This window comes from Streptomyces sp. 11-1-2 (assembly GCF_003595545.1).
Taxonomy (GTDB): domain Bacteria; phylum Actinomycetota; class Actinomycetes; order Streptomycetales; family Streptomycetaceae; genus Streptomyces; species Streptomyces hygroscopicus_B.
This window is the reverse complement of the sequence record NZ_CP022545.1, coordinates 5,477,289-5,503,935: the sequence shown is the minus strand read 5'-3', so window position 1 is coordinate 5,503,935 and position 26,647 is coordinate 5,477,289. Positions and strand designations below refer to the sequence as shown.

Sequence of the window (26,647 nt, the reverse complement as noted above, 5' to 3'; positions counted from 1 at the left end):
ATGATCCGACCGGTGCGATCCCGCGACTCGACCGCGCGAACCGAGGGATCAGCCCATGCACACCCCGCACAGCAGCCGCCCGCTCCGGACCCTCGGCGCCGCCCTCGCCTCCGCCGCCCTGCTGTCCACCGGCTGCTCCGCCGGCGCCTCCTCGCCGCCCGCCGCGTCGATGTCGAAGAAGGCCGTCCCCGCCGCTCTCAGGCCGTACTACGAGCAGTCGCTGAGCTGGCGCCCATGCGGCGGTGCGGACTTCGAATGCGCCACGCTCAAGGCTCCACTCGACTACGCGAGACCCGGCACCGGCCGGGATCTGAGACTCGCCGTCTCCCGTAAGAAGGCGACCGGCACCGGCCGCCCCCTCGGCTCGCTCCTGGTGAATCCCGGCGGCCCCGGCGGCTCCGCGGTCGGCTATCTGCAGAGCTTCGCGGCCGTGGGCTACCCGACCCGGGTGCGCGCCCGCTACGACATGGTGGCGATGGACCCGCGCGGCGTGGCCGACAGCGAGCCCGTCACCTGTCTGAGCAACAGGCAGATGGACGCCTTCACCCAGACCGACCAGACGCCCGACGGCCGTGGCGAGACCACTCGTCTCGTCGCCGCCTACAAGAAGTTCGCCCATGGCTGCGCGGCCCGCTCCGGTCGGATCCTCCGCCATGTCTCGACGGTCGAGGCGGCCCGCGACATGGATGTGCTGCGCGCCGCGCTGGGCGACCGGAAGCTCCATTACGTCGGCGCCTCCTACGGCACCTTCCTCGGCGCGACCTACGCCGACCTCTACCCCCACCGCGTCGGCCGTCTCGTCCTCGACGGCGCCCTCGATCCGACGCTGTCCTCCCGGCGCATCAACCGCGACCAGACCGCCGGTTTCGAAACCGCCTTCACCGCCTTCGCCAAGGACTGCGTACGCCGCACCGGCTGCCCCCTCGGCACCGGCTCTGTGGCCGCCGCCCGCGACCGGCTCAGCGCCTTCTTCACCCGCCTCGACTCCCACCCGGTCCCCACCGGCGAGTTCCGCGCCCTGGGCGAGCCCCTCGCCACCATGGGCGTGATCTCCGCCATGTACGACGAGACCGCCTGGCCCCAGCTGCGCACCGCCCTCCGCTCCGCGATGCGCGGCCACGGCGCCGGTCTGCTCAGCCTGGCCGACCTCTACTACGAGCGCGACGCCGACGGCTCGTACGCCAACCTCATGTATGCCAACCCCGCCGTCAACTGCCTCGACCTCCCACCCGCCTTCCGCACCCCCGCCGAGGTCAAGAAGTCCCTCCCCGCCTTCCGGAAGGCATCCCCCGTCTTCGGCGGTGCCCTCGCCTGGGCGGCCCTGAACTGCGCCTACTGGCCCGTCCGCCCGACCGGCACCCCCCGCGCCCTGCACGCCAAGGGCGCCGCCCCCATCGTCGTCGTCGGCACCACCCGAGACCCCGCCACCCCCTACCCCTGGGCCCGCGCCCTGGCCGCCCAGCTCTCCTCCGCAACCCTCCTCACCTACGACGGTGACGGCCATACGGCCTACGGCCGCGGCAGCAGCTGCATCGACGGCGCGATCAACACCTACCTCCTCACCGGCCGCCCACCCGCCGCCCACACCCGCTGCCGCTGACCAGCCCCGGCCCCGTCTGGGCCCCACCCGGCCCCGTACGGAGCACCCCTCGAAACTGTGTAGACTTGGCGACGCTGCTGCTGCCAATCTGGCACCGCAGCATGCCGCCTTAGCTCAGTCGGCCAGAGCGACGCACTCGTAATGCGTAGGTCAAGGGTTCGATTCCCTTAGGCGGCTCACTTGAGGCCCGGGTCACATTTTCTGTGACCCGGGCCTTTTTCCGTTTGGCTCAGATGCCGTGACCTGGCTCGCGTCGGGCCTTGTGGGGGCTGTCCCCCGTGCGAGCTACGTGTGGGTGTCCACCGTGTGGTGACGATTCCGGGGGGCCGGATCCGTAGCGTTCGAGATCGCCGCGGTGCTTCGGCCGCGGATGTGGCGGCGCATTGCGTCGACCGCCACTAAAAGTGGCCTTTTCGGCGTCAATTCTCTTACTGGGGAGCAAACATGGTCCGCAATGGTCGGCTGTCCGCAGTGCTCGCGCTGTCGTGTGCCGTGGCAGGTGCGGGGCTTGTCGGCTGTGAGGACTCCACGAAGGCGGATGCGGACGCATCCGCGGGTGGGAGGTCCACTGCCGCTCCGGGGAAGGCGGCTGATGAGGGCTTGCTCACCGGTACCAAGAAGATCGAGGTCGGTGGCCGGTTGGTGAACGTGTCCTGTTCGGGGACTTCGGCGGACGGCAGGCCGGTCATCGTGCTGCTGGCCGGGGGTGGCGACGGGCTGGAGAAGGTGGCCGGGATCCAGAAGACCCTGAGTGGGAAGAACCGGGTCTGTGCCTACGACCGGCTCGGCGAAGGGGCCAGTGACGAGCCGGATGGGCCGCAGACGCTCGACAGCACGGGGAAGGTTCTGACCGCGGTGCTCGATCGTGTCGCCGGTGACGGTCCGGTCGTGCTGGCGGGGCATTCGCTGGGCGGGCTGATCGCCGCCCGGTATGCCCCCGGCCATCAGGACAGGGTCAAGGGGCTGGTCTTGATGGACGCCACCTCACCGACCCAGACCGCCGATCTCAACAAGGGAATTCCCGAATCCGCCACCGGCCCGGCGGTCGCATTGCGTGATCAGACCCTCGCGATCCTGCACGGAGGGGAGCCGGAGATGCTCACGGTGCCGGACGGGAAGGTCCGTTCCGCCGGGGACATCCCGGTGGAGGTGATCCACCACGGGAAGCAATACCTCGCGGCGGTGCCCGAATACGGGCCGGGCCTGGAGCGGGCGTGGTCCAAGGGTCAGCGCAAGTGGCTCGCGGTCTCCAGCCGCAGCAGGCTGAGCACCGCCAAGAACAGCGAGCACTACATCTACGTCGACCAGCCTGACGTTGCCGTCCAGGCGATCGAGCGCGTCACCTCGCAGGCCGCGGACCGCGCGTAGGACGCGCGTTGGAGATCTCCCTGCGTAGCGTTCCCTTCGCCGCGGTGATGTGGCTGTGGAGGGACGAAGGAGTCGATGATGAGACCGGTGCCGGTGATCGCTGTTCGGCGGGTGCCGGAGCTGTGGCGCCGGTTCGATGTCACGGTCCGGGATCTGCCGCTCGGGCTGCTGATCCTCGCCGGGTCGCTCGTACCGGCGTTCCACAACCACGGGACGCAGCTCGGCGGGCTGCCGGGCCGTCCCTTCGACGCACTGGCCGTCGTGGCGGTCGCCCTCCAGTGCCTTCCGCTCGCCGTGCGGCGGCGGTGGCCGGTCGTCTGTCTCGCCCTGGTGTCGGTCGGCTTCGCCGTCGACCAGCTCCGCGGCTACCACTCGTTCGCGGGTACCGCGGTGCCCGTCGCGCTGCTGAGCGTGGCGTCCCATCTGGAACGGCACCGGCGCGCCACCGCGCTCCTCTTCTCCGCGGCGTATGTGCCGCTGGCGGTCGCGCTCTACCGGCTCGGTTCGGGCGCCGAATCGCCGGGTGAGTTCGTGCTGTACTACCTGGCGCTGGCCCTCCCGTGGGGCATGGGGTCGTGGCTGCGCTCCACCCGGGCCGCGGAGGCCGAACGCCGCCGCCTCGTCGCCGAGCACACCCGCACCGCCGAACGTGCCCGCATCGCCCGCGAGCTCCACGACGTCGTGACGCATCACGTGACCGCGATGGTCGTGCAGGCCGAGGCGGCACGCTATCTGACCGCCGCGCCCGACCGGCTCGACCAGGCCCTGACCGCCGTCACCGACACCGGCCGACGGGCCATCACCGACCTGCGGCACCTGCTCGATCTGCTCAACCCGGACTACGGCACCGAGGCCAGGATGCCGGCCGTCAGCAGGCTTCTCACGCTCGTGGAGCAGACCCGCCGGGCCGGGCAGCCGGTGGAGTTCACCGAGGAGGGCACGCCGGCGGAGTCGACCGGCAGCGGCGACCTCGTGGCCTACCGGATCGTGCAGGAGGCCCTGACGAACGCCCTCAAGTACGCTCACGGCAGCCGCACCTCGGTCCAGGTGCACCACGGCGCAAGGGAGATCACCGTGGAGGTCAGCACGGACGGTTCCGGCTCGCGGGCCGGGTCCCCCGCCGGGTCTCCCGGCGGGAGCGGGCGGGGCCTGGCCGGGCTGCGGGAACGGGTCGACGTCCTGGGCGGCGACTTCAGCGCGGGCGCGCGGACGGGCGGCGGCTTCGTCGTACGGGCACGGATACCCGCGAGGAGCCCGTCGTGACCGAGCCGATCCGGGTCCTGGTCTGCGATGACCAGGTGCTGGTCCGCACCGGGCTGGTGACGATCATCGACGCTCAGCCCGACCTCGAAGTGGTGGGTGAGTGCGGGGACGGGCGGACCGCGGTCGAGCTCGCCGGCCGGCTGCGCCCGGAGGTCGTGGTGATGGACGTACGCATGCCGGTGCTCGACGGCATCGAGGCCACCCGCCTGCTGGCCGGTGCCGGGGTGCCGCATCCCGTCAAGGTGCTCGTGGTGACCACGTTCAACCTGGACGAGTACGTCTACGAGGCGTTGCGCGCGGGAGCGAGCGGGTTTCTGCTCAAGGACGCGCCGCCGTCCCAACTGCTCCACGGCATCCGGACCGTGGCCAGCGGGGCGGCACTGCTGGACCCCGAGGTGACGCGACAGCTCGTGGGCACGTACGCCGCCCGCATCCGGCCCGCCGAGGGTCCCCCGCGCGACATCCCGCTGACCCCGCGCGAACTGGAAGTCCTCCGCCTCATCGCGAACGGCCTCTCCAACAGCGAAATCGCCGTGACCCTCGTGATAAGCCAGGAGACCGTCAAGACCTTCGTGTCACGCATCCTCGCCAAGCTCGGACTTCGCGACCGCGTCCAGGCGGTCGTCTACGCCTACCGCCAGGGTCTGGTGACCTGACGCGCCGCGCGTGGCCGGGACGCGCGGAACCCCAGCTCGGACCGGGTCCGAGCTGGGGTTCTTCATGCCGTCAGCCGTGTTGTCAGCTGTTGATGGGGGGCTTGGAGGACCAGGCCGTCAGCGACAGGGTGCCGTTGTCGAGGTCCTCGCCGAAGGCGACGGTGCTGTGGGAGTTGCTGCCCGTAGGGGAGATCTGCAGGTACTTCGCGTGGGCGGTCGAGGCGCCGGTGGTGGTCCACACCAGGTCGGCCCAGGCGCTCTTGCCCGGTCCGAGGGTGATCGGGTGGGAGCCCGGGTCGGTGGCGAAGTAGGTGTTGCCACGGCGGGCGGTGGTCTCGATGGCGGTGTGCCCGGCGCCCTCCAGGGCCAGTCCGGCGTAGCCACTGATCACGCAGGTCTCGTCGCCGGTGTTCTTCACCCGCAGGAACGTGCCCCGGTGGTTCATCCCCGCCTGGGAGGTACCGGCCGAGTCCAGGGTCGCCCGCAGCGTCCCCGGCTGGCATTCGGCGGTCGCCTGCGACTTGTCGGACCCCGAGCCCAGGGCTGTTGCCTGCTTGCCGGTCCGGCCCGCCTGGTTGTGGACCGAGGTGTCCGACTGCGACGACTTCGCGGAGGATGACGCGTGGGAGGAGGAGTCCCCCTTGGCGTCGGACGACGAGTCGTTGCTCCCGCAGGCGGTGAGGGCGACGGCCGAGGCGGCGGCGATCAGCGCGGCCACACCGGCCTTGCGGACTCGGCGGTTGAGAATGTGGTGCGACATGACGACCCCCATGGGCTTTCGGTTTGTGCGGCTCCTGCTCACGCACCATCCATGGTGTCGGCCGCCGCTGGCGTTCTCTTAACGACCGCTGCCGATTCGCTAACGTCCGGCTAACGCCCGCCGTCACCCCTTGGTCGGGGTCCAGTCGGCCGGGGTCCAGTCGGCCACGAGGTCCAGGAGACCGGGGAAGCGGGCGTTGAGGTCGGCTATCCGGACGTGGCTGCGGCGCTCCAGGCCGTATTGGCGCTGGCGGGTGATGCCTGCCTCGCGGAGGGCCTTGAAGTGGTGGGTGAGCGAGGACTTGGGGCGGTCCAGACCGAACCAGCCGCAGGTGTGATCGAACCGCTCCGATTCGAGGAGCAGTTTGCGCACGATGCGGAGGCGGAGGGGGTCGCTCAGGGCGCCCAGGACCGTCTCCAGGCGGATCTCCTCCACGGCCGGTTCCGGGAGCGGGGGCGGGAGGTCGGGGGGTTCGGGGAGCGCCTTGATGGCGGGGCGGGCGCTTTGGGGTGATTGTGCCGTGTGGGCTGTCCGGGTGGTCATCGGTGGGGTCCTCGTCGCGCGGCTCGCTGTACGAGTCCAATCGTACTGCATGCTAAGTTCGACTTTAGTCGTACTGAGGTCGTCGGGAGGAGCTGTCGTGACGGGGAGTCGGCCCGTGGCGGTGCCGGGTGCGCGGGAGGCGCATGAGGAGAGGGAGGAAGGAGCGGCCGCGACCCGGTGGGTGTGGACGGCCGCATGGCCGGTCACCGCCGTGTTCGTCCTCTCGAACGCGGCGACGCCGCTGTATGTGCGGTGGCAGCGCGAAATCGGGTTCTCCAAGGGCACCCTGACGGTGATCTTCGCCTGCTACATCGTCGGGCTGCTCGGTTCGCTGCTGGTCTCGGGCGTGGTGTCGGACCGGGTGGGACGGAAGCCCGTGCTGCTGCCCGCACTCGGGCTCGCGATGGCGGCATGCGCGATCTTCGCGAGCGCGTCGGCCGTGGCGGCGCTGATCGTGGCGCGGCTGTTCAGCGGGATCGCGGTGGGCGCCGTCGTCTCCGCCGGGATGGCGGCGGTGACCGATGTGGCCGGGCCGGGGCGACGGCGGCTGGCGGCGCTGCTGGCCTCGTGCGCGATGGTGTTCGGGGCCGGGCTGGGGCCGTTGCTCGCCGGGGTGCTGGGCAAGGGGGTGTTCGTCCTGGAGGCGGTGCTGCTGGCGGCGGCCGTCCTGGTCGTGGCGCGGATGCCGGTGCGGCGTCCCGTCGCGCCCGCGAAGGGGGCGTGGGTGCGGACAGTCGCGCCCGCGAAGGATGCGTGGGTGCGGATACCCGGGGTGCCGCGGGGGAGCGGTGGGCAACTCCTCATGGGCATCGCCGTCTTCGCGCCCGGCATCACCGCCACCTCCTTCGTGCTGTCCCTCGGGCCGTCGCTGCTCTCGGGGTTGCTGGACACCACCAGCCCGGTGGCCGCGGGGGCCATGGCCTTCGTGATGTTCCTCACCGCGACCGGTGCGCAGTTCGCGGTCCAGCGGCTGGACCGGCGGACGATCCTCATCGCCGGTGCCGTCAGTACGACGATCGGCATGGGCGCGCTCATCGCCGCCGTCCGCGCCTCGTCCGTACCGCTGCTCGTCGCCGCCGCGCTGCTGGCCGGGGCGGGGCAGGGGATGGGGCAGCTCGGTGGGTTGTCGCTGCTCAACTCCACTGTTCCGGCGAGCCGTCTGGCGGAGGCCAACGCGGCGCTCAACGTCGGGGGCTATGTGCCCGCGGGCGTGTTGCCGGTAACGGCGGGTTACCTCAGCGATGCGGCGGGGCTGACGACGGGGGCGACCGTCTTCGGAGCCGTGCTCATGGCGTTGGCCCTCGTCGGGGGGCTGGTGGTCCTCGTCGGCCCGCCATCTTCCCGCAGGAAGTAGGCATGGAGGCATCGAGGGTGGGTAGGCGGGTCCCCAATCAGCCTATGCATGCAGCCGATACAGGGAGTGCGACGGTGAACGACACGGCACCTGCGACAATGTCGACACTGACGGCAGCCGAAGCTGAGCAGGCACATGGCGTTCAGGTACGTGACATTGCACTGGATGGAATGGAGAACGCCGGGCTGTCCGATCTGCCCACGGTGGACGATCCTGCAAAGGTGGCGCCCAAGGACGCGCGGGCGCTGACCAAGACGTTCCTGGACCGGCTGACGGAGCTGGAGGAGGGGACGCACGAGTACCAGTACGTGCGGAACACCCTTATCGAGCTCAACCTGTCGCTGGTCCGGTACGCCGCCCGGCGGTTCCACAACCGCTCGGTGGAGATGGAGGACATCGTCCAGGTCGGCACCATCGGGCTGATCAAGGCGATCGACCGGTTCGACCTGAGCCGCGAGGTCGAGTTCACCACCTTCGCCGTTCCGTACATCGTCGGCGAGATCAAGCGGTTCTTCCGCGACACCAGCTGGGCGGTGCATGTTCCCCGCCGACTGCAGGAGTTGCGGATCGACCTCGCCAAGGCGAACGAGGAGCTGTTCCAGCGGCTGGACCGGTCGCCCACCACGGCCGAGCTCGCGGAGCATCTGCAGCTGAGCGAGGACGAGGTCGTCGACGGACTGGTGGCCAGCAACGGCTATCTCACCACCTCGCTGGACGCGCCCGCCGAGCAGGAGAGCGGGGCCGCGCGGGTGACCACGTACGCGGACCGGTTCGGCGACGTCGACCCGGCCATGGAGACCGTGGAGAATCTGCACGCGCTCAAGCCGCTGGTGGAAGAGCTCGGTGAGCGGGACCGCCGCATCTTGCAGCTACGGTTCGGCGAGGAGCTGACCCAGTCGGAGATCGGCGCCGAGCTCGGCGTCTCCCAGATGCATGTCTCCCGGCTCCTCAGCCGCGCGCTGGGCCGGTTGCGGCGAGGAATGCTCGCCGACTAGGCACGCGATGCCCGTCGCGTACGCGTAGCGGATTCCGCTCACCGCCGCATCGGCCTTCACAGCAGAACGCGGGAACGCAGACCGAAGGGGCCCGGCCGGAGATTTCTCCGGCCGGGCCCCTTCGGTCTGCGCTGTGTCGGGTTTATCCGCACGGTCTTCGGGCTACCAGCGGTACCACCGTCCACGTCGCCCGCCGACCGTCGGCCGGGCGACGAAGCCGATCAGCCAGACGGCGAGCACGATGACCGCGATCCACCACAGAGCCTTCAAGGCGAATCCGGCGCCGAAGAGAAGCAGTGCGAGAAGAAGAACGACAAGCAGGGGAACCATGATTACCAACCTCCTAGACGCCGCGAGTACCCCATCGGGAATCCGGCACACCTGATTAATTCATGCTGTTTCGAACACTCCCGTTACCCCTGGTGGATGGATGGCGTGGCGTCTCACGGTCTGCGGAGGCAGGCTGGAGGGGCAGAGGTCAGAGGGTGATACGTCATGATCCAGCCAGCCGATATCCGTGAGTGGCGTGACCAGGATGTCGTCGATGAGCAGGGCCGCAAGATCGGGGTGCTCGAGGCGATCTACGTGGCCACCGCCACCGATGAACCCGCCATGGCCACCGTCCGCACCGGACTGCCCACCCGCCACCGGCTGGTGTTCGTCCCGGTGGACGACGCGGTGGTCGGGCCGGGCTATGTGAAGGTCTCCTACACACGCTCGCTGGTGAAGAAGGCCCCCTGGGTCGGCATCGACGATGTGCTGCCCGCGGAACAGGAGGGGGCGATCTTCCAGCACTACGGGAAGACGTACCAGTCGGGTCCGGGCGGCGGGCGGCAGCTCGCACGCCGCTGATGGCCGTGGACGCTTGACGATCGAGGAGAGGTGTCGGCCGTGGCGCTCTTCCTGTTCCTGGTGATCGTTGCCATCGTGCTCGGCCTCATCGGCTGGGTGGTGCACGGGCTGGGCTATCTGCTGGTCATCGGTGTGGTGGTGCTGGTGATCGACATCGTCCTCGGGCTGGTGCGGCTGGCGCGGAGGTCCCGGCGGCATCGGGTCCGATGAGGGGACGCGATGCGGCGTGCGTCCCGTTCGGGGCGCACTCGGTCCCGTACGTCCCCGGCACGCTCCGGCCCTCCGGCGACCCGGCGGCGGCCGACCGGCAGGTCCTGGAGCACTACCGGCGGTGGAAGGCATTCTTCCTCCGGTCGGGTGACGAGGTGGGCGGCCGGGGCCGGTGCGCGGTGTTCACCCCCGACGCGGCGCACCCTTTCGTCGCCGAGGCCCAGGGCTACGGACTGGTGATCACCGCGCTGATGGCGGGCGCCGACCACGACGCCCACGCCCTCTTCGACGGCATCCTCCGGCATGTGCTGGCCCACCCCTCCGTCAACCACCCCGAGCTGCACGCCGCCCAGCAGGACGCCGGTGGCCGGGACGTCGGGGGACGGGACTCCGCGACCGACGGCGACCTCGACATCGCGTACGGGCTGCTGCTCGCGGACCGGCAGTGGGGCGGCGGCCACGGCGACTACAAGGCGCTCGCACTGCGGCGGATCGACGCCGTCATGGAGCGCGAGGTGCACCCCGGCACCCGGCTGACCAAGCTCGGCGACTGGTCCTCGGGCCGCTTCGACGAGGTCTCCCGCACGTCGGACTGGATGCCGGACCACTTCCGGGCGTTCCGCGCGGCGACCGGCGATCCGCGGTGGGACGAGGTGCTGGACGCGCATCTGTCGCTGGCCGGTGCGCTGCGCACCCGCCATGCCCCGGCCACCGGGCTGCTCCCCGACTTCGTCGTGGACACCACGTCCGGCGATCCGAGGCCCGCGCCGGGGAAGGTGCTGGAGAGCCCGCATGACGGCGACTACCACTGGAACGCCTGCCGCGTCCCCTGGCGGCTCGGCGCCGACGCGGTGACCAGCGGCGACACACGGACCCGGGCCGCCGCGCGCGGGCTCAGCCGCTGGGCGAGGACGGCGACGGGCGGTGACCCCGGGGGAATCCGGAGCGGATACCGGCTCGACGGCACGGCCTATGGGGATGCCGGCTCGCCCGCCTTCTTCGCGCCCTTCGCGGTTGCCGCGATGACGGAGGGCGAGATGGGTGACGAAGGGGGCGAAGGGGAGGGCGAGGGGGCGCAGAGTTGGCTGGACGCGCTGTGGGCGCGGATGTGCGGCTCCCCGCCCGATCCGGCCCGCGCCTACGCGGCGGGGGTGCAGCTCCAGTCGATGCTGGTGGTCAGCCAGAACTACTGGGTGCCGTAGGGGCGCCCGGCCCGGGCGGCGGAACGGCGCCGGCCCGCCGCACCACCGCCTCGCAGAGCGATTCCAGGGCGGCCCTCGCCGGGCGGTCGGGGAGCGCCGACAGGGCCGCGCGGGCGGCGTCGGCCTGACGGGCGGTCTCCTCGCGGGCCCGGTCCAGGACCGGGTGGGTGCGCAGCCGCGCCACCGCCTCCGCGTACCCCGGCCGATCGGCGGGCCCGGTGAGCAGCTCGTACAGCTCCCGGTCCGCGAGATCCGCATGGTCCGCATGGTCCGCACGGTCCGCACGATCCGCACGGTCCGCACGGTCCGTGCGGTTCGCCGGGCCGGCGGGCTCCTCCGCCTCCACCCGCTCCGCCAGCAGCAGCACAGGCAGAGTGGGGCGGCGGGCGGTCGGGGCCGCCACCTCGTCGGCGAGATGGCTCGCCACGCCCAGCCGTTCGCCGTATCGCTCGAGGGCGTCGACGGCGCTCGGGTCCGCACCCGAGACCAGCGCGCCGAGCCGTCCGGAGACGGAGGTCAGCGAGCCGGTCCGGCTCGCCAGCACCTCCAGATGGTGCTCGACGGGGTCGCGGCCGTCGCGCGGTCCGGCCGTCTCCAGGATCTGGCCGGTGACCTGCCGCCGGAACGCCTCGGCCTGGAGCCGTACGGCCTGTGTCCCCAGGTCGGCGAGGATGTGCGAGGCGCGGGCGAAGAGGAAGTCACCGATGAGCACGGCCACCGTGTTGTCCCAGTTGGCGTCCGGGCGCGGGGCGCCGCGCCGTACGGCCGCCTGGTCCCGTACGCCGTCGTGGTAGTGCGTGGCCAGATGGGTCAGCTCGACGACGACGGCGGTGGGCACCACGCCCGGTGCGCCGGGGTCGCCGAACCGCGCCGCCAGCAGTACCAGCAGTGGCCGGAGCCGCCGCCCGGCCGTGCGGGTCAGCTCCCGCGCGGCCTCGTTGATGAACGGCACATCGCTCTTGGTGGCCTTCAACAGGCCCTCGTCGACCGCCGCTTGGCCGGCCCGGAGGCCGTCCGCCAGCGCGCGGTCCCGCACGGTCGGCTGCATGGACAGAAATGTCTCATATGTCGTCGGTGACCGGTCTCAGGGCGGCGGCTCAGGAATCCGGCGTGGCCGGAACCCTGGCCCGGATGCGGCTTCCCTGTCCGGGACGGCTGTCCACGTTCAGCGTGCCGCCCACCTCACGGGCCCGCTCCCGCATGGAGAGCAGCCCGAGATGGCCGGGGAAGGAGCCCTTGCAGTCGAAGCCCACGCCGTCGTCGGCGACCGTCAAGGTGACGGCGCCCGGTTCGTTGAGCAGATGGAGCCGTACGTTCCGGGCCTGCGAATGCTTGGCGATGTTGTGCAGCGACTCCTGGGCGATCCGGTACAGGGCGTGCTTGGCCTCCGGTGTGGTCTCCGGTTCGGCGTCCAGCTTCGCCTCGGTGGCGATCCCGTACCGGGCCCGGAGCGCCTCGATATGCTGGGTGAGCGCGGTGACCAGGCCCTCGGTCTCCAGCGATTCGGGCCGCAGTCGGCACAGCAGGGTCCGGGTCTCGGCGATCGCGGCGTCCGCGAGCCGCCGTATGTACTCGATGGGCTCGGCGAGTTCGGCCAGCTCGGCGAGGCCCACCACCTCCCCGACGGCCTCGTGGCCGCCCGCCGGATCGACCCATACCGCCCCTTCCAGTGGGCTCGGCGTCTCGACCCGTCCCACCGGCTCCGCGCTGTCGATGTCGCGTTCCAGCATCTCGCGGGCGGTACGGGCACCCAGTGCGATGCCGTAGAGCGCCTGCGAGACCGAGTCGTGCAGCTCGCGCGAGATGCGCTGCCGCTCCTCCCGGACGGACCTCTCCTGGGTGGCCCCCTGCTGCCGGTCGTTCTCCACCGCGCAGGACGCATGCCCCGCGATCACCTCCAGTAGGGTGATATCCGCCTCGCCGGGGTCGCGGCCGGGCGGGAAGTGGCAGCACATCGCGCCGATCGCGGTGGATTCGCGCAGCAGTGGCCAGGCGGCCACCGCGCCCCGCGCCGGGCCCTCACCGTCCGCGCCGGTACGGCCGCCGCCGTGGATGACGGGCGCGGCCCCGGCGATCGCCTCCAGCGCCGGTTTCCGGGACGGCGGGGTGTGGCCGTGGCCGCCGCCGACCAGGCGCAGGTTCGCCGACGGTCCGGGCTCCAGCAGATAGACCGTGCAGCTCGCGGCCCCGGTACGGGCCACCGCGCCCGCGGCCAGGGAGTCCAGGGTCCGCCGTACGCAGGGGCCGGAGGAACGGGTGAACCCCGGGGAACCGGTCGAGCCCCAAGGGGAACCCGAAGGTCCCGACGCTCCCGCGAGCCCCGACGCCCCCGCGAATCCCGAAGGCCCCGAGGACCCGGAAGCGAACCCCGAAGGGTCCGGCAGGCCCGATGACCCCGAAGAGCCCGCGGAACCGCCGGAGCCCGGTCCGGCGGCCGCGGACGCCAGCCGCCGCAGATGTTCCCGGTGCCGGATCTGGGCGACCGCATGGGCCGCGGGGGCCGCGAAGCGTCCCACGGTGCTCACATCGGCATGGCTGAGCCGTCGCCCGCTGCCGCGGTTCGCCACCTCGATCACCCCCACGGGGTGGCCGCGCACCAGCAGCGGCGCGTCCAGCACCGAGGCCGGGACCGCGTGCCGGGGGTCCCGGCCGAGCCGGCGAGGCCGCCGGTCGTGGCTGGAGACCGTGGGCCGTCCGGCGCGGATCGCCTGGCGGGCGGGGGAGGAGCCGCCGGGCGTCAGGGGGCCGCTCGGCGCGGTCCATGGGGCGCCGTCGGTGGCTCGTATCGTCAGGACGTCGCCCGGCTCCAGCACCATCACCCGGGCCATATCGGCGCCCAGGAGCTCACGCACCCGGCGGGCGATCAGCCGGAGCGTGTCGTCGGCGGTCTCGCCCGCCAGGATGTGTTGGGTGACCTCGGCGAGCGCGGTGGCGCTCCGTCGCCGCCGGATCGGGGTCCATCGTGTATTGATCACGCCGACCACCACTGCTCCCTCGTCGTGGACTCCAGTGCTTCCGGAGGGGTGAGTTCACCCGCCGGTACCAGGCCGGACTGCACCGCGTAGACCGCCGCCTGGGTCCGGCTGTGCACCCCCAGCTTGGTCAGGATGTGGCTGACATACGTCTTCACCGTCTGCTGGCCGATCCGCAGATCGTGGGCGATCTCCTTGTTGGCCTTGCCGCGCGCGAGCATGGTGAGGACCTCGGTCTCCCGCTCGGTGAGCTGCTCCGGGCCGCTCGGCTCCCTGACCTGGCCCATCAGCCGGGAGATCGCGGCCGGGGAGACATGGATCTGGCCCGCGGCGGCGGCCTTCACCGCGTTACGGAGGTCGTCGGCCTCGGCGTTCTTCAGCAGGAAGCCGATGGCCCCCGCCCGGACCGCGCCCATGACCATGGCGTCGTCGAGGGAGCTGGTCAGCGCCACCACCTCGATCTCGGGGAGGTCCTGGCGGATCTCCGCCGTGGCGGATACGCCGTCCATCACCGGCATCAGCAGGTCCATGAGGACGACGTCGGGGCACAGTTCCCGGGCCAGCCGCACGGCTTCCCGGCCGTTGGTCGTCTCGCCCACCACCTTGATTTCGTTGTCGAGCCCAAGGATCATGCGTAGGCCCTGCCGGACCACCGCATGGTCGTCTGCGATCAGCACGCGAAGCGCCACTTGGTTCACCTGCCCATGGAGTACATCGCCGCACGAGCGGAGACGGACGCGGAAACGGTCGCGATCAGCGGTTCGAAGAGGGGGAGGACCAGCAGGACGAGGACGCCCGCCACCCACCCGCTCAGGACGTCACTCACCCAGTGGGTGCCCAGATAGACGGTGGTCAGACCGATGCCGAGCGCCATCACACAGGCGATCAGCGCGCCCGTCCGCCGGTGGCGACCGGCGAGATAGGCGACGGTGCCCCAGACGACGACGGCGTTGGCGGTGTGACCGGAGGGGAAGACCATTCCGCCGTGGAAGAGCTCGGCGGACCCGGGGGTCTGGGCGTAGTGCGGGCCCACCCGCCCGGTGAGGATCTTGACGGCGCCGACGCTCACATTGAGCAGCAGCAGCGCCACGCCCAGGACCAGCGGCGGACGAGGGCTTCTGGTCCGCCAACCGCGCCAGCAGGCCCAGGCCAGGGCGGCCAGGGTGGTGGGGCCGCGCTGGCCCGCGATGACGAAGGCGTCCAGGACCGGCTGGAGCTGCGGCCACTGTTTGTACGGCTTGAACAGGGCCACCTGCCAGTCGAGCCGGACGAGCTGCGAGCCGGTGAGGACGGCCGCGAGGACCGCCGCGTAACAGGCGGCGGCCACCAGGAAGGCGATCGTGTGTCCGCGACTGAGCGGGCATCGGATCCGTCCATGGACTCGCATGGGGAGGAAACCCGTCTCGGTATGCCCGTGATTCCATCCTAAGGGGGACTTTCTGCCCCATTCGGCCCTCGGTGGCCCCGCCCCGGTTGGTCCCGCCCCATTCGTACGGGCCCATACGGGGGAGGAGAGCCCGTATGACCCCGTAGACCCCGTACGGCCAAAGCGAACGGCCCCCGCGCCGGAGGGGGCCATGGTCATACCCGAAGCCGGAGGCGGGCTCCGGGGTCAGCCCGTCACTCCTCCGGCCCCTCCGGCTGCGCGGGCTTGAAGCCGAATTCGGCGGCCCTCGCGACCGCCTCCAGCTGTGAGCGCGCGTCGAGCTTCTCCAGGATCCTGCGCACATGCGTACGCACGGTGGCGTAGCTGATGCTCAGCCGCTCCGCGACGGCCCGGTTGTCCAGGCCCTGGCTCATCAGCGTGAGGATCTCCTGCTCACGCGGGGTCATGCTGTCCAGGCGCTCGGTCTGCTCGGCGGTCGACCGCGCGTCCTCGCGGTGCCGTGCCAGCACCTCCACCAGGGTGCTGGCCGGGATGAGGGTCTCGCCCTCGGCGGCCGAGCGGATGGCGGACGCGATCTCGTCGCCGCTCGCCGACTTCAGCAGATAGCCGCAGGCGCCCGCCTCCACCGCGGCCAGCAGCGCCGAGTCGCTGGCGTCGGCACTGAGGATCACGATGGCGACGGAGGGGTCATGGGCCCGCATGCCGGCCGCCGCGTCGGCCCCGGTGCCGTCGGGCAGCCGGAAGTCGACCAGGGCCACATCGGGCTTCAGCTCCTTGGCCATGGGCACGGTCTCGGCGACCGAGTCGGCCCAGCCGACCACCGTCAGATCGGCGTACTCGGCCAGCAGGGCCCACAGCCCCTCGGCCACCACCCGGTGGTCCTCGACGATCAGCACCTTCGTCAGTTCGGGAGGTGCTGTCACGGCTGTGGGTCCCCTTCGGGGGAGTCGGGGTCGAGCGACGCGCCCGGGGGAGCGCCGAGCGGCACCCAGAACTCCACGGTGGTGCCGGAGCCGGGTTCGCTCTCGATGCGGCACCAGCCGCCCGCGATCTGGGCCCGCTCCTGGATCAGGGAGAGCCCGAGATGGCCGGGGCGGGACTCCACCTCGAGCGGGTTGTAGCCCTCGCCGTCGTCGACGATCCGCACCAGGCAGCCGTCGTCGAGCCCGAGGAGCTGCACATGGACCGTCTTGGCGTGGGCGTGCTTGCGCACGTTCACCAGCGCCTCCTGGGCGGTCCGGTAGATCAGCGCCATCGTCTCGGCCGGGGGACGGGCCGTGAGCCGGTCCTCCAGCCGGTAGGTGATACCGGTCTCGGTGCGTATCTGCTCCAGCAGTCCGCGCAGCGCCCCGGCCAGGCAGCCGTGTTCCAGGCTGGACGGCCGCAGGTCGAAGATCAGCTGCCGCAGCCGGCTGAGCGAGAGCTTCAGGGTCTCGTCCAGCTTGTCCATCACCCGCTGCTCGTCCGGGTCCCGCAGCCGCCGGCGGAGCTGCTGGAGGCGGAGGCTGGCCGCGGTGATCACCTGGATGGTGTCGTCGTGGATGTCGGCGGCGATCCGCCCCCGCTCGGCCTCCTGGGCGTGGACCAGATGGCTGAGCAGCGCCTGGCGGTCGCGGTCGGTGACCTCCAGCAGCTCCAGGCTGCGCTCCAGGACGAACTGGGCCCGCTGCACCTCGGTGATGTCCCGGATGGTCAGGACGGTGAGCAGGCCCTCCTCCGTACGCAGTGGGCTGATGCTGACGTCGGCGGGGAACTGCTTGGCGTCACTGCGCCGGCCGACCAGCTCCACGCTGTGGCCCACCGGCTCCTCCAGGCTGTCGTCCCATTCGCGCAGCGAGACGGTGAGCGGCTGGTCGGGCAGGAGGGCCTCCACGGCCCGGCCGATCAGATGGTCGCGGTCGTAGCCGAAGAGCGCCTCGGTGCGGTTGTTCGCCGCCTGGATCCGGCCGTTGGTGTCCACGATCAGCATCGCGTCCGGGGAGGACTCGATGAGCTGGCGGAACCGGCTCTCGGCCGCCCGAAGCTGGCTCAGGTCGGCGATGAAGACCACTCCTCGGGGCTGCCGGCCCTGCAGATGGCCACCGCTGAACTGGGCGGGGAACTCGGTGCCGTCGCGGCGGCGCCCGCTCATCGCCGACGGCGAGGTGAAGACCCGGCCGATCAGCTGCTCGGAGGCGGTGCGGTAGCGCTCGGGGACGAGGTCCCGCAGCCGCTTGTCGCGCAGCTCCGCCGAGCTGTAGCCGAACATGTGCCGGCTGTGTTCGTTGGCGTACTCGATCCGGCCGCGGGGGCCGACGATCAGGACGCCGCACGGTGCGTGGCCGAGCAGCTCCAGGAACGAGTCCTCCAGGCGGTTGCCGACCAGGTCCTCGAACCGCCAGGAGGCGCGCTCGGCGCGGCGCAGCGGCTCGGCGCAGTCCGCGAGGAGCTCCGCGGACATGCTGAACTGATCGCGGGCGGCCCGGATGATCGCCTCGAGGATCTCTTCGGCGGGGGTGCCCTTGACCAGATAGCCGCTGGCCCCGACGGCGAGCATGTTCAGCACGGTCTCGCGTTCGCCGTGGGCGGACAGCGCCACCACCCGGGCGTCGGGGACCTGGTCGCGGATGGCCCGGACACTGCTGGGGGCGTCGCCCCGGGGCATGTGCACGTCCATGATCACGACCCGGGGGTGGTGATCGACCGCCGCGCGCACGGCCTGCTCATGGTTGATGGCCAGGCCCACCAGTTCCAGGTCGGGGTGGGAGTCGATGAGGTCGGCGAGCGCCTCCCGGACGGCCGGGTCGTCATCGGCCACCACAACATCGATCCGGTTGTCGCCCATCACTACCCACCTCCCTTGAGGACGGCACCCTGCAGTTCGCGGATGCTGAATTCATCGCGCCGGCAGTGCGCCAGCGAGGGCATGACCGCGGCCAGCGGCGCGACCAGCACGTTGTAGTGGCTTCCGATGCGGTCGCATACGGCGACCGCCGTCGCGGCGTCCCATACCGCGGCCCAGAAGGCCCAGTCGTGTCTCTGGTGGTTCTGCGCGGCGTCCAGGGCGGCCCGGCGCGCCACCGAGGCGGCGACCAGGATCCGGTACCGCTCTTCGGGCGTGGTGGTGCGATGGACCACTGCCCAGCCCTCGGCGCGGGTCTGGCTGGACGTCTGCTTCCACAGATCGGCCACCCGGTCGATTTCCTCTGGGGTGAGGTCCTCGATATGGGTCAGGAATTGTAGGACTCTTCGTGAGTTAGGGCCGAAAACTACGCTCATAGGACACTCCAGGACGCATGTTACATCTACGGAACTGGTGAGCCGCCCTACGGCCGCCGGCGGCCGGCCGCTCCCTGGAACGTGGGCCTGCCTTTCGGCCGTAGTCGCCGTCCGGCACGGTCCGGCCCACGTTCTTCCTCGGTGCCGCTCGCCGGCCCTAATCTCCGCGTCCCTGGGACATGTTGATGCTCGCCTTCGCGATGCCACCGCTCTTCTGGCCGATGAGCTGGAAGGCCACACCGCTCTCGTCCGCCGTGGTGATCTTGTACGAGCCCACGGCCGACGCCTTGCCCCGGCTGTCCACCTGGAAGGTCCCGATCTTGCGCTGGCCCTTCGAGCCCGACCCGGCGTACGCGGTCACCGTCTCGCCCGGGGCGAACCCCGCGACGTAGAAGCTCAGCGTGGTGCCCGCCCTGCCGCCGAAGGCGCTGGGCTCGGCGGACGGGGAGTACGGCAGCACGGTGAAGCCCGAGCGGACCACGGCCCGGCTCTGGTCGCCGATCGCCATCAGTGTCTGCCGCCCCTTGAGGCCGAACGGCACGTTGAACGCCACGTCGCGGATCTGCCCCATGCCGTTCGCCTGGGCGGTGAAGGCCGGCAGACCGCCGGTGGAGTTGATGTAGACCAGCACCCGCTCGCCGGGCGCGAACTTGTTGGCGGACAGCGTGATCCGCTGGCCGGCCTTGAGCGCGTACGGCTTGGACTTCATCGAGGGGTACATGGCCAGCATCTGGAAGGGCGCGGTGGCCGTGGTCTTGCTGCGCTTGCCCACCAGGACCAGGGTGCTGGAGCCGGTCGGGGCCACGCCCACCTTGATCGCCGCCTGGCCGACGCCGCCGCTGCTGTCGGTGTGCAGCGTGGTGACGGGGATACCGGTGGTCCGGCCCCAGAAGACGTCGATCGTCTCACCCGGGCGGAAGCCGCGGGCGGTGACCGTCACCACGTCGCCGGGGCGGCCGACCAGCTTGTTGATCTTCGCGGTGCCGACCGCGCCACCGGTGATCACCTTGGCCTCCGCCGCCTTGGTGCTGCCGCGCTGCTGGGCGACCAGGGTCGCGGGCCGGTTGCCCGCGCTCTCGGGCATGGTGAACCGGGCGTAGATCGACCCGAACTTGTCCGAGCGCACGCTGCCGATGGCGCGGCCCTTGGTGTCCGACTTCCGGACCTTGAGCAGGATGTCCACCGTGGCCTTCTTGTCGAAGCCACCGCCCTCGACCGCGGCGCTGCCGCCGGGGTTCACCAGACCGGGGTTGATCACGATGATCGGCCCTGATGCCTGGGGGACCCGCTGGTTGCCCAGCTTGATGGTCTTGGGCTGCTTGGGCGGGCGTATCTCCTGCTCCTGCCGGGAGTGCTCCTTCTTCGGAGCGCTCCCGCCCCCGCCGCCGGTGGTGTTCAGGGCGCCTCCGAAGCCGCCGCGCGCGACCACCTGGACGAGCGATCCGACGATCGCGAAGACCACGAGAGCCAGCAGGACGGTTTTCCAGGTGAGCTTTTTCTTCTTGTCACCGTCGGGGGTGTCCTCCTCGCCGAGGGTGTTCTCCTCGTCGGGGATTTCCTCCTCCTCGAGGATGTCCTCCTCGTCGGGGACGTCCTCGTCGGGGACGTCCTCGTCCTCGAGGATATCCTCCTCGTTCTCGGGATCATCCCTGTCCTCCGGAACATCCCAGTCGTCGTCGTACTCAGGCATGGCCTTCACCTCCTCTTCCCATGGCTACTGCACACGGTAGATTTCCAGCTTGATATTGCCCCGGGTCTCCGACCAGACGCGGGTGGAATTTCGCAGCGCCTTGAGAATCCAGTTCTCTCGGCCGTCGCCATTGTTGAGCATCATGGATCTGCGCATCTTGTTCGACATGATGATGTAGTCCACGTACTGCCATTTCTTCTTGAACAGTTTGTCGCGGACATCCGGGTCGGACGAGGCGTTCCAGTGGGAATGCGCGTACGGGTAGAACGGGCGCACATCGTGCAGTTCACCCCACAGGTCGTCGTCCATGATGATGCGCGAATTCGGTGGTACGTGCTTGCGTACCCAGGCGATCTGGGCATGCTGCATTCCAGTGAGATTGATCTTCGGCTGGTACTGGTCGGCGATCTGCGTATGGCCCTCGGTATTGGTGTGGACGAGATATCCGGAGGCCGGTGACGCCAGCAGCAGAATGGCCACAAACGACGGCACGGCGACCCGGGTCACAGAATGCGCGCCGCGCATGAACCGATTGGCGAATGTGCCCTTGAGCAGCCGGTCCGTCACCATGCCGAGGTTCAGCGCGAGCATGGGGATCAGCGGGGTGACATAGAAGTCCAGCACCACGCTGCCGCGCACCAGATAGAAGGCGTATCCGAGGGCCAGTGTCCCGGCGATCAGAAAGCCCAGATTGCGCCTGCGGTCCCGCACGCCGATCCACAGGCAGATCGCCATCGCGCACACCCCGGCGATCAGCAGGAACTTGTCCCGGACCAGCCAGCTCGTCTGCAACAGCCCGGAGTGGCTGAAGAGGATGCCCTGGCTGCGGTTGAGCTGCCACCACAGGGTGTAGAGCAGCGAGACGTGGTCCGCTGGTGGATTGTTCAGATCGAAGTCGAAACCGCTCGGCAGCAGCTCGTTCTTGAGCAGTGCGTAGGTCACATAGGCGCCGATCGGGGCCGCCGCGGCGAATGGCCACAGGGTGCTGGTGAACCGGCTGCTGGCCGACCCCTTGACCCTCCGGTAGAGCAGGTACATGAAGCTGGGCAAGAAGAAGATCGCGTTCTCCTTGGTGATCAAGGCGATCCCCAGCGCCATACCGCCGCCGAACACCGATCTGATCGTGACTTCTCGCCTGAGCAGCATGAACAGGCTCAGCAGCAGCCAGAGCATCATCAAGTTGTCCAGCAGGACCTGCCGCTGGAAGTAGACCGCGATCGGCGAGACGTTGAAGAGGAACGCGGTGACGGTGGCGGCCAGCACACTGCCGGACAGCCGCCGGGCGATCTCGAACAGCAGATAGACGCTGCCGACATGCACCAGCAGCATCAGGAACCGTCCGGTGTTGATCGCGTTCCCGAACGTCTCGAACTGCTTCGGCAGCGGGAGGACCCATCCGGCCAGGGTGATCCACCCCAGCGGGGCGTGGTCGTAGTCGTAGGTGTACGGGGACAGGCTGGTCTCCCGCACCAGCGACCACGCCCGCTGCATGTAGATGCCCTCGTCGGTGAGGTAGAGGGGGTAGCGGAACAGGTGGTAGCCGTGGGTGAGCAGCCCGGTCAGCAGGGAGGCGACCAGGGCGATTCTGCCCTTGGTCCCAAGCGGCGGGAACCAGCCGCGCTCCACGGAGAACCGCGGGCGGCGGCGCGGGCCTCGCGCGGGGGCCTCGGTGGTCTTGGCTGTTGTGGTGTTCTTGCTTGTCGCGGCTTTCTTGTTCGCTGCGGTCTTCTTGCTTGTCGCGGTGGTCTTGGCTGTTGTGGTGTTCTTGCTTGTCGCGGCTTTCTTGTTCGCCGTGGTCTTCCTGCCCGCCGCGGTGCTCTTCCTCGCCGCGGTCTTCCGGTCTTCCGCGTCGGCGGCCGTCGGCCGCGAGGGCGTGGGGTTATCCGACACGCGACTCCGCCTCCTCGGTGGTGGCCCGGTGGGCGCCTACGTGCTGTGTCTTCTCCCAGTCGTGGCGGCCGAGCATCTCGCGCCGCATGGCCCGCAGCGCGGCGTACGCGAGGACCATCTGGAAGGGGAACCAAGCGATGGCCATGCGCAGGACGGCCTTTGGTGAGGCTTCTAGGCCGTGGGCGCTGGTGAACTCGTACAGACCGACCGCCTGGACCAGAAAGTGCGCGGCCAGCAGCAGGACGGGCAGATAGGAGACGAGCGCGATCAGCACCGGCACCTTGAGGATCAGAATCATGCCGAGCGAGATCGGGAGATAGAGGCCGAGCAGCGCCTGTCCGCGCGGGAACGCCAGGACGTAGACGGCGAGCCAGCGCTGTTTGCGCGTCGGCATCTTCTTCCAGGTGCCCTTCTTCAGGGTCTGCATGAAGCCCTGGCTCCAGCGGGTGCGCTGCCGGATGAAGTGGCCGAGGGTCGGCGGGGTTTCCTCCTTGGTCACATACCGGTCGTCGTAGACGACGCGCACCCGCTCGCCCATGGCGGATATCCGCAGGCCCATATCGGCGTCCTCGGTGAGGTTGCGGTCGTCCCAGCCGCCGAGCCGCAACAGCAGCTCACGGGCGAAGAAGACGGTGTTGCCGCCGAGCGGGATCGAGCCGTAGTGGGCGTGATAGTGCAGCCGGCTCTTGAACCAGAAGAAGTACTCCAGGACGTTGAGCGTCGAGTACCAGTTGGACTCGTAGTTCATCAGCTGCACACCGGCCTGGACCACCCTGACCTTCTCCTGCACCATCACGGTGTTCACCAGGCTGAAGATCTCCGGGTGGATATCGTCTTCCGCGTCGAAGATCGTCACTACCTCGTTGGCGGTGTGCGGAAGGGCCGTGTTGAGGCCGTGCGGCTTGTTGATCGGCTCGTCGTCGAACACCACGACCCGCACGTTGCGCAGCCCTTTCCGCTTCAGCTCGTCGATCTTCTCCTCGGCCTTTTTGATCGTGCCGTCGTCGTCCTGTGAGCAGATCACGAAGACCTCCAGCAGTTCGGCCGGATAGTTGGCCCGCACCACGCGCTCGATGGTGCTCTGGATGACGTCTTCCTCATGCCGGGCGGGCAGTAGGACACTGAAGGAGATCTGGGGCGGCAGGAATTTATCCGGCGCCCTGGCCTTCCGTTCGGCATCTGCCCGGTCCCAGGTGTAGAGCATGAGGTAGAGGACGTGGGCCGACTGCACGGTGAGCAGAATCGAGACCACGATCAGCACCAGGTAGATGATGGCGACAATCATCGGCTCCGCCTCCCCCAGACCCAGCCGGTACTCGACGCGAAGTTGAGCGCGAAAGCCGCCGCGATGCCGAGGCAATTCGCCAGCAGCAGATGCGTTCCGCCGCGCACCAGTGACCAGACGATGAGCACATTGACCCCGAGTCCGCCCAGGACCGAGACGTTGAACTTGATGAATCGCCGCAGGGACGGAGTGGCGACCGCGAAGGTCCACCGGTCGTTCAGCAGATAGTTGTGAACCACGGCGAGTTCCACCGCTATCGCCGACGCCGCCAGGAGCGGAAGTCCGGCCCAGTGATAAAGAACGAAGAGGACCACCGTGTTCACGAGCACACCGCCCCCGCCGACGACCGCGAACCGAAGGGCCAGCCCGGACATACCGGCCATCGGGTTCCGGACCGGGAGGGCTCGCCGGAGCATTCCGGTCCGCTTACGGGCCTTGCCGGCGGAGGTATCCGCCTCTTCGCCCGGCTCTCCGGTGCGCTCGCTGAACGTTCGGAAACGCTGCATCGCGACTCCCTCTACAGGAGGCTCTTATCGCCGTTGACCCAAGAGTGCGTCACCCGAAAAGGAGGTAGTACCCGCGACTGGGGGAGCGGGTGGTACACCTTCGGCGGACTCCTCCGCTCCCCCGTATTGGGGAGAGCGGGGTGCGGGGTATCCCGAGCGGTCCCCCAAAGATGGGACGGGTCGCTCACCCTCTCGCGGGTGTCAGTACCTGCGGGGGATGCCCAAGATGAAATGGGCCCGACGGCCTTGCGTCCCGTGCGAAGAGAGTAGGTGACGTAATGTCAGGTCACGTGATGTCACGCCATCCATGCGCCGGCCGGGCCGGAGCGGTCATCGCAGCGATGACGCTCGCACTGGCCACGCCGGCTGCGGCAAGTGATTCCCATTCCGGGGGGCTGCACGATTCCGAATGGGCGCTGACCGCGCTCAAAGCGGAACGCGCCTGGAAAATCAGCAAAGGTGCCGGGGTGACCGTGGCGGTCATCGGCACCGGGGTCGACGCGACCCATCCGGATCTGCGCGGGCGCGTGGTCCGCGGAAAGGATTTCGCGGGCGGCACCGGCGGCTTCGGCACCCGGGACGGCGGCAAGGCGGCCGAGCAGTCCACCCATGCCGCCGGAATCATCGCCGGCACCGGCCGCAATTACCGCGGTGACGGGGTGTACGGCCTCGCGCCCCAGGCCAAGGTGATGCCGCTCGGCGTCTACCGCGACGGAAAGGCCCTCGCCGACCCCACCGCGAAGGCCATACGCCACGCGGTCGGCCAGGGCGCCCGCGTCATCGATCTGGCCGTCTCCTTCAAGCGCCCGACCCCCGCGCTGCGGTCCGCGGTGAAGTACGCCGTCGCCAAGGACGCCGTGATCGTGGCCGGCGCGGGCGACAACGGCAAGGAAGACAACAAGCCCACCTACCCGGCCGCCCTCCCCGGAGTGGTCGCCGTGGTGGCCACCGACAAGAAGGGCGCCGTCTGGACCTCCTCCCACCACGGTGGGAAGACCCTCCTGGCCGCCCCCGGCGTCTCCATCCTCACCACCTCCGGCAACGACGACTACTGGACCGGCGACGGCACCGGCTTCGCGGCGCCCTGGGTCGCGGCGGGCGCCGCGCTGCTGCGCTCGGAGCACCCCCGCTGGAACGCCAACCAGGTCGTCCAGAAGCTGATCGACACCGCCGACCGCAAGGGCTCCGCGGGCCACGACCCGCGCTATGGATACGGGGTGATCGCCCCGGCCAAGGCGCTGGCGGACCGGGCCGCGCCACCGGCCTCCGCCGAGCTCTCCGCTCCCCGCCGCCATGCGGCCGCCACCCCGGCCGCCTCCGCCGCCAAAACCGGCGGGGATAAATCCGCCCTGGTCACGATAGGGGTGGTGGCCGGAGTCCTGGTGGTGCTCGCGGTCCTGGCGGTGGTGCTCATCAGCCGGCGCAAGCCCCCGCCCGACAACTCCCACAACGGCTGAGGCCGGGCTGGACTCGCCATGATCACGAAACTGTGCGGACGCGTCCGCCGCCTCCGCTCGCCGGCCGGCGGACGTAAGCCCAGGTGGGCGGGGCGGGGCATCGCCCAGCTGATCGTGATGGTGCTGGTGGTCGAGGTGGTGATGGCGGCGACCACCGTGCAGGCCCTGTTCATGGGCCCGGTGCGGCAGCCGAACGGCAGGCCGTCACTCCCCGTGGCCAAGCCGTTCTTCCCGGCGACGACCCGCTTCTACACCGACCCCCACAACCCGGCCGCGACCTGGGCGCGGGACCATCCGCACGACCGGCGGGCGGCGGCCATCGGCGAGCGGATCGCCGCCGAGCCCCAGGCCGCCTGGCTCACCGAGACCAATGAGTCCCTGGTCGAGGAGCGGACCCGCGCCCTGGTCCGCACCGCCGCCGCCCAGCGACGGCTGCCGGTGCTGGTCCCGTACACCATCCCGCAGCGCGACTGCCAGCAGCTGAGCTCCGGCGGCGCCGGGGACACGGCCGCCTACGGGCGCTGGAGCGAGGCCCTCACCCGGGGGATAGGGGACGGGCGCGCCATCGTCATCCTGGAACCGGACGCGCTCGCCCATATGAGCTGTCTCAAGCGGCGGCAGCAGGCGGAGCGGTTCGCGGCGCTGTCGTACGCGGCGCGGGCGCTCCAGCGGGGGGCGCCACGGGCCCGGGTCTACTACGACGCCGGGAACTCCGGATGGCAGCCCGCGCGCACCATGGCCGATCGGCTGCGGCGCGCCGGAATAGAGCGGTACGGGGACGGGATAGCGGTCAACGTCTCCAACTTCAACGCCACCGCCGACGAGGTGCGCTACGGACTCTCCGTGATCAGGGAGCTGCGCCGGCCCCGGCTGGGGGTCGTGGTCGACACCAGCCGCAATGGGGCGGGGCCCACGCGGAAGCACAGCTTCTGTGATCCGCCGGGCCGCAAGCTGGGCAGGCCCCCCACCGCCGCCACGGGCATCCCCGGCATCGACGCCTTCCTGTGGGTCAAGCAGCCGGGGCAGGCGGACGGCTGTGCCGCCGGTGCGGGCATGTTCCTGCCCGGCTACGCGTACCGGCTGACGCGCTGAACCCCTGACTCTCTGCCCCCTCTGCCCCTCTCGCCCCTGCCCCTCTGACCTCCTCCAAGGCGCCGGTCACCCCGTGACCGGCGCCTTTCGCATGCCCTGAGCGCCTCGGAGCGGTACCCCATATCGGACATAACCCCCATAAAACGGCCGAATTCTTCTACCTCAATTGAGGTAGGCGGAATTCGGTCGTTTGGCGTGCCCGGAATTCCTGCAATTGAGGTACGCAGATTTCAGCCAGCCGTACGGCGATTCGGACCGCGGTCAGTCCCTAATGTCGGTGAGCGAAAGGGCAAGCCACGAAGGAGCT

Annotated in this window: 24 protein-coding genes, 1 tRNA gene and 1 pseudogene; 12 read left to right on the top strand and 14 right to left on the bottom strand. The window is 70.1% G+C overall.

What is annotated here, in order from left to right; all coding sequences use genetic code 11:
* Positions 1-55: 55 nt before the first annotated feature.
* From CGL27_RS23065 to CGL27_RS23045, 5 genes are all read left to right on the top strand, one after another.
* The gene (locus CGL27_RS23065) at positions 56-1,600 is read left to right on the top strand and encodes an alpha/beta hydrolase (RefSeq protein ID WP_119989713.1); all 1,545 of its coding nucleotides are present in this window, start codon (positions 56-58) and stop codon (positions 1,598-1,600) included.
* Positions 1,601-1,703: 103 nt separating this feature from the next.
* Positions 1,704-1,777 (top strand) — tRNA-Thr (locus tag CGL27_RS23060).
* A gap of 267 nt (positions 1,778-2,044) precedes the next feature.
* Complete coding sequence (locus CGL27_RS23055) at positions 2,045-2,968, top strand: alpha/beta hydrolase family protein (RefSeq protein ID WP_119989711.1); 924 nt, start codon at positions 2,045-2,047, stop codon at positions 2,966-2,968.
* Positions 2,969-3,061: 93 nt separating this feature from the next.
* Positions 3,062-4,231: a histidine kinase gene (locus tag CGL27_RS23050; protein WP_119994512.1), complete on the top strand. Its 1,170-nt coding sequence runs from the start codon at positions 3,062-3,064 to the stop codon at positions 4,229-4,231.
* Positions 4,228-4,887, top strand: a complete 660-nt coding sequence (locus tag CGL27_RS23045) for a response regulator transcription factor (protein ID WP_119989709.1) — start codon at positions 4,228-4,230, stop codon at positions 4,885-4,887. Before CGL27_RS23050 ends, CGL27_RS23045 begins: the two co-directional genes overlap by 4 nt.
* 82 nt (positions 4,888-4,969) lie before the next feature.
* Here CGL27_RS23045 and CGL27_RS23040 read toward each other — a convergent pair whose 3' ends face one another.
* Together CGL27_RS23040 and CGL27_RS23035 are read right to left on the bottom strand one after the other, a co-directional pair.
* Positions 4,970-5,647: a DUF4232 domain-containing protein gene (locus CGL27_RS23040; RefSeq protein WP_205587737.1), complete on the bottom strand. Its 678-nt coding sequence runs from the start codon at positions 5,645-5,647 to the stop codon at positions 4,970-4,972.
* Positions 5,648-5,770: 123 nt separating this feature from the next.
* Positions 5,771-6,190 carry an ArsR family transcriptional regulator gene (locus CGL27_RS23035; protein ID WP_205587736.1) on the bottom strand — a complete coding sequence of 140 codons (420 nt, stop codon included), beginning with the start codon at positions 6,188-6,190 and terminating at the stop codon, positions 5,771-5,773.
* 121 nt (positions 6,191-6,311) lie between these two features.
* On the opposite strand from CGL27_RS23035, the gene CGL27_RS23030 reads away from it, so the two are divergent.
* Together CGL27_RS23030 and CGL27_RS23025 are read left to right on the top strand one after the other, a co-directional pair.
* A complete protein-coding gene (locus tag CGL27_RS23030) occupies positions 6,312-7,544 on the top strand; it encodes an MFS transporter (RefSeq protein ID WP_119994509.1) in 1,233 nt (410 codons plus the stop codon).
* A 170-nt stretch (positions 7,545-7,714) separates the two neighbouring features.
* Entirely contained in the window at positions 7,715-8,539 is an 825-nt protein-coding gene (locus CGL27_RS23025; protein WP_205587735.1) for an RNA polymerase sigma factor SigF, read from the top strand.
* A 162-nt stretch (positions 8,540-8,701) separates the two neighbouring features.
* On the opposite strand, the gene CGL27_RS23020 is transcribed toward CGL27_RS23025, so the two are convergent.
* Positions 8,702-8,869, bottom strand: a complete 168-nt coding sequence (locus CGL27_RS23020; protein WP_078642219.1) for a hydrophobic protein — start codon at positions 8,867-8,869, stop codon at positions 8,702-8,704.
* A 165-nt stretch (positions 8,870-9,034) separates the two neighbouring features.
* Between CGL27_RS23020 and CGL27_RS23015 the strand changes: the two genes are divergently transcribed.
* Genes CGL27_RS23015 through CGL27_RS23005 form a run of 3 tightly spaced genes read left to right on the top strand, consistent with a single transcriptional unit; the run spans position 9,035 to position 10,803 of the window.
* The gene (locus tag CGL27_RS23015) at positions 9,035-9,391 is read left to right on the top strand and encodes a PRC-barrel domain-containing protein (RefSeq protein ID WP_119989707.1); all 357 of its coding nucleotides are present in this window, start codon (positions 9,035-9,037) and stop codon (positions 9,389-9,391) included.
* Between the two features lie 39 nt (positions 9,392-9,430).
* Positions 9,431-9,601, top strand: coding sequence for a hypothetical protein (locus tag CGL27_RS23010; RefSeq protein WP_162953048.1), 171 nt, complete (start codon positions 9,431-9,433; stop codon positions 9,599-9,601).
* A complete protein-coding gene (locus CGL27_RS23005; protein ID WP_119989705.1) occupies positions 9,598-10,803 on the top strand; it encodes a glycosyl hydrolase family 8 in 1,206 nt (401 codons plus the stop codon). The genes CGL27_RS23010 and CGL27_RS23005 overlap by 4 nt, the downstream gene beginning before the upstream one ends.
* Here the strand turns inward: CGL27_RS23005 and CGL27_RS23000 are convergent.
* From CGL27_RS23000 to CGL27_RS22950, 11 genes and pseudogenes are all read right to left on the bottom strand, one after another.
* Positions 10,778-11,851: a polyprenyl synthetase family protein gene (locus CGL27_RS23000; RefSeq protein ID WP_119989703.1), complete on the bottom strand. Its 1,074-nt coding sequence runs from the start codon at positions 11,849-11,851 to the stop codon at positions 10,778-10,780. The genes CGL27_RS23005 and CGL27_RS23000 overlap by 26 nt on opposite strands.
* Positions 11,852-11,900: 49 nt before the next feature.
* A complete protein-coding gene (locus tag CGL27_RS22995; protein ID WP_162953047.1) occupies positions 11,901-13,778 on the bottom strand; it encodes a GAF domain-containing sensor histidine kinase in 1,878 nt (625 codons plus the stop codon).
* Positions 13,775-14,464, bottom strand: a complete 690-nt coding sequence (locus tag CGL27_RS22990) for a response regulator transcription factor (RefSeq protein WP_107439095.1) — start codon at positions 14,462-14,464, stop codon at positions 13,775-13,777. Before CGL27_RS22990 ends, CGL27_RS22995 begins: the two co-directional genes overlap by 4 nt.
* Before the next feature lie 59 nt (positions 14,465-14,523).
* Positions 14,524-15,144 (bottom strand): annotated as a pseudogene (locus CGL27_RS22985) (phosphatase PAP2 family protein); the annotation flags it as partial.
* A gap of 251 nt (positions 15,145-15,395) precedes the next feature.
* Positions 15,396-16,085, bottom strand: a complete 690-nt coding sequence (locus CGL27_RS22980) for a response regulator transcription factor (RefSeq protein WP_078642212.1) — start codon at positions 16,083-16,085, stop codon at positions 15,396-15,398.
* Complete coding sequence (locus CGL27_RS22975) at positions 16,082-17,986, bottom strand: PAS domain S-box protein (RefSeq protein ID WP_119989696.1); 1,905 nt, start codon at positions 17,984-17,986, stop codon at positions 16,082-16,084. The genes CGL27_RS22980 and CGL27_RS22975 overlap by 4 nt, the downstream gene beginning before the upstream one ends.
* A gap of 2 nt (positions 17,987-17,988) precedes the next feature.
* Positions 17,989-18,333, bottom strand: coding sequence for a hypothetical protein (locus CGL27_RS22970; RefSeq protein ID WP_240450607.1), 345 nt, complete (start codon positions 18,331-18,333; stop codon positions 17,989-17,991).
* Positions 18,334-18,577: 244 nt separating this feature from the next.
* Positions 18,578-20,110 carry a hypothetical protein gene (locus tag CGL27_RS22965; protein ID WP_078642209.1) on the bottom strand — a complete coding sequence of 511 codons (1,533 nt, stop codon included), beginning with the start codon at positions 20,108-20,110 and terminating at the stop codon, positions 18,578-18,580.
* A 24-nt stretch (positions 20,111-20,134) separates the two neighbouring features.
* Positions 20,135-22,000 carry a glycosyltransferase family 39 protein gene (locus CGL27_RS22960; RefSeq protein WP_240450606.1) on the bottom strand — a complete coding sequence of 622 codons (1,866 nt, stop codon included), beginning with the start codon at positions 21,998-22,000 and terminating at the stop codon, positions 20,135-20,137.
* On the bottom strand, positions 21,990-23,285 hold the full coding sequence (locus tag CGL27_RS22955; RefSeq protein WP_119989694.1) for a glycosyltransferase: 1,296 nt from the start codon (positions 23,283-23,285) through the stop codon (positions 21,990-21,992). The genes CGL27_RS22960 and CGL27_RS22955 overlap by 11 nt, the downstream gene beginning before the upstream one ends.
* Positions 23,282-23,791: a GtrA family protein gene (locus CGL27_RS22950; RefSeq protein ID WP_119989692.1), complete on the bottom strand. Its 510-nt coding sequence runs from the start codon at positions 23,789-23,791 to the stop codon at positions 23,282-23,284. Before CGL27_RS22950 ends, CGL27_RS22955 begins: the two co-directional genes overlap by 4 nt.
* 467 nt (positions 23,792-24,258) lie before the next feature.
* Here CGL27_RS22950 and CGL27_RS22945 point away from each other — a divergent pair, with 467 nt between their 5' ends.
* Both CGL27_RS22945 and CGL27_RS22940 read left to right on the top strand, forming a co-directional pair.
* Positions 24,259-25,248, top strand: coding sequence for a S8 family serine peptidase (locus CGL27_RS22945; RefSeq protein WP_240450605.1), 990 nt, complete (start codon positions 24,259-24,261; stop codon positions 25,246-25,248).
* Between the two features lie 18 nt (positions 25,249-25,266).
* Complete coding sequence (locus CGL27_RS22940; RefSeq protein WP_119989688.1) at positions 25,267-26,340, top strand: glycoside hydrolase family 6 protein; 1,074 nt, start codon at positions 25,267-25,269, stop codon at positions 26,338-26,340.
* Positions 26,341-26,647 lie beyond the last annotated feature (307 nt).

Bases quoted from the DNA above. Each gene is read 5' to 3' on its own strand.
- CGL27_RS23065 (WP_119989713.1), top strand. From the start codon at position 56: ATGCACACCCCGCACAGCAGCCGCCCGCTCCGGACCCTCGGCGCCGCC.
- CGL27_RS23055 (WP_119989711.1), top strand. From the start codon at position 2,045: ATGGTCCGCAATGGTCGGCTGTCCGCAGTGCTCGCGCTGTCGTGTGCC.
- CGL27_RS23040 (WP_205587737.1), bottom strand. From the start codon at position 5,647: ATGTCGCACCACATTCTCAACCGCCGAGTCCGCAAGGCCGGTGTGGCC.
- CGL27_RS23035 (WP_205587736.1), bottom strand. From the start codon at position 6,190: ATGACCACCCGGACAGCCCACACGGCACAATCACCCCAAAGCGCCCGC.
- CGL27_RS23025 (WP_205587735.1), top strand. From the start codon at position 7,715: ATGGAGAACGCCGGGCTGTCCGATCTGCCCACGGTGGACGATCCTGCA.
- CGL27_RS23020 (WP_078642219.1), bottom strand. From the start codon at position 8,869: ATGGTTCCCCTGCTTGTCGTTCTTCTTCTCGCACTGCTTCTCTTCGGC.
- CGL27_RS23015 (WP_119989707.1), top strand. From the start codon at position 9,035: ATGATCCAGCCAGCCGATATCCGTGAGTGGCGTGACCAGGATGTCGTC.
- CGL27_RS23005 (WP_119989705.1), top strand. From the start codon at position 9,598: ATGAGGGGACGCGATGCGGCGTGCGTCCCGTTCGGGGCGCACTCGGTC.
- CGL27_RS23000 (WP_119989703.1), bottom strand. From the start codon at position 11,851: ATGCAGCCGACCGTGCGGGACCGCGCGCTGGCGGACGGCCTCCGGGCC.
- CGL27_RS22975 (WP_119989696.1), bottom strand. From the start codon at position 17,986: ATGGGCGACAACCGGATCGATGTTGTGGTGGCCGATGACGACCCGGCC.
- CGL27_RS22965 (WP_078642209.1), bottom strand. From the start codon at position 20,110: ATGCCTGAGTACGACGACGACTGGGATGTTCCGGAGGACAGGGATGAT.
- CGL27_RS22955 (WP_119989694.1), bottom strand. From the start codon at position 23,285: ATGATTGTCGCCATCATCTACCTGGTGCTGATCGTGGTCTCGATTCTG.
- CGL27_RS22950 (WP_119989692.1), bottom strand. From the start codon at position 23,791: ATGCAGCGTTTCCGAACGTTCAGCGAGCGCACCGGAGAGCCGGGCGAA.
- CGL27_RS22940 (WP_119989688.1), top strand. From the start codon at position 25,267: ATGATCACGAAACTGTGCGGACGCGTCCGCCGCCTCCGCTCGCCGGCC.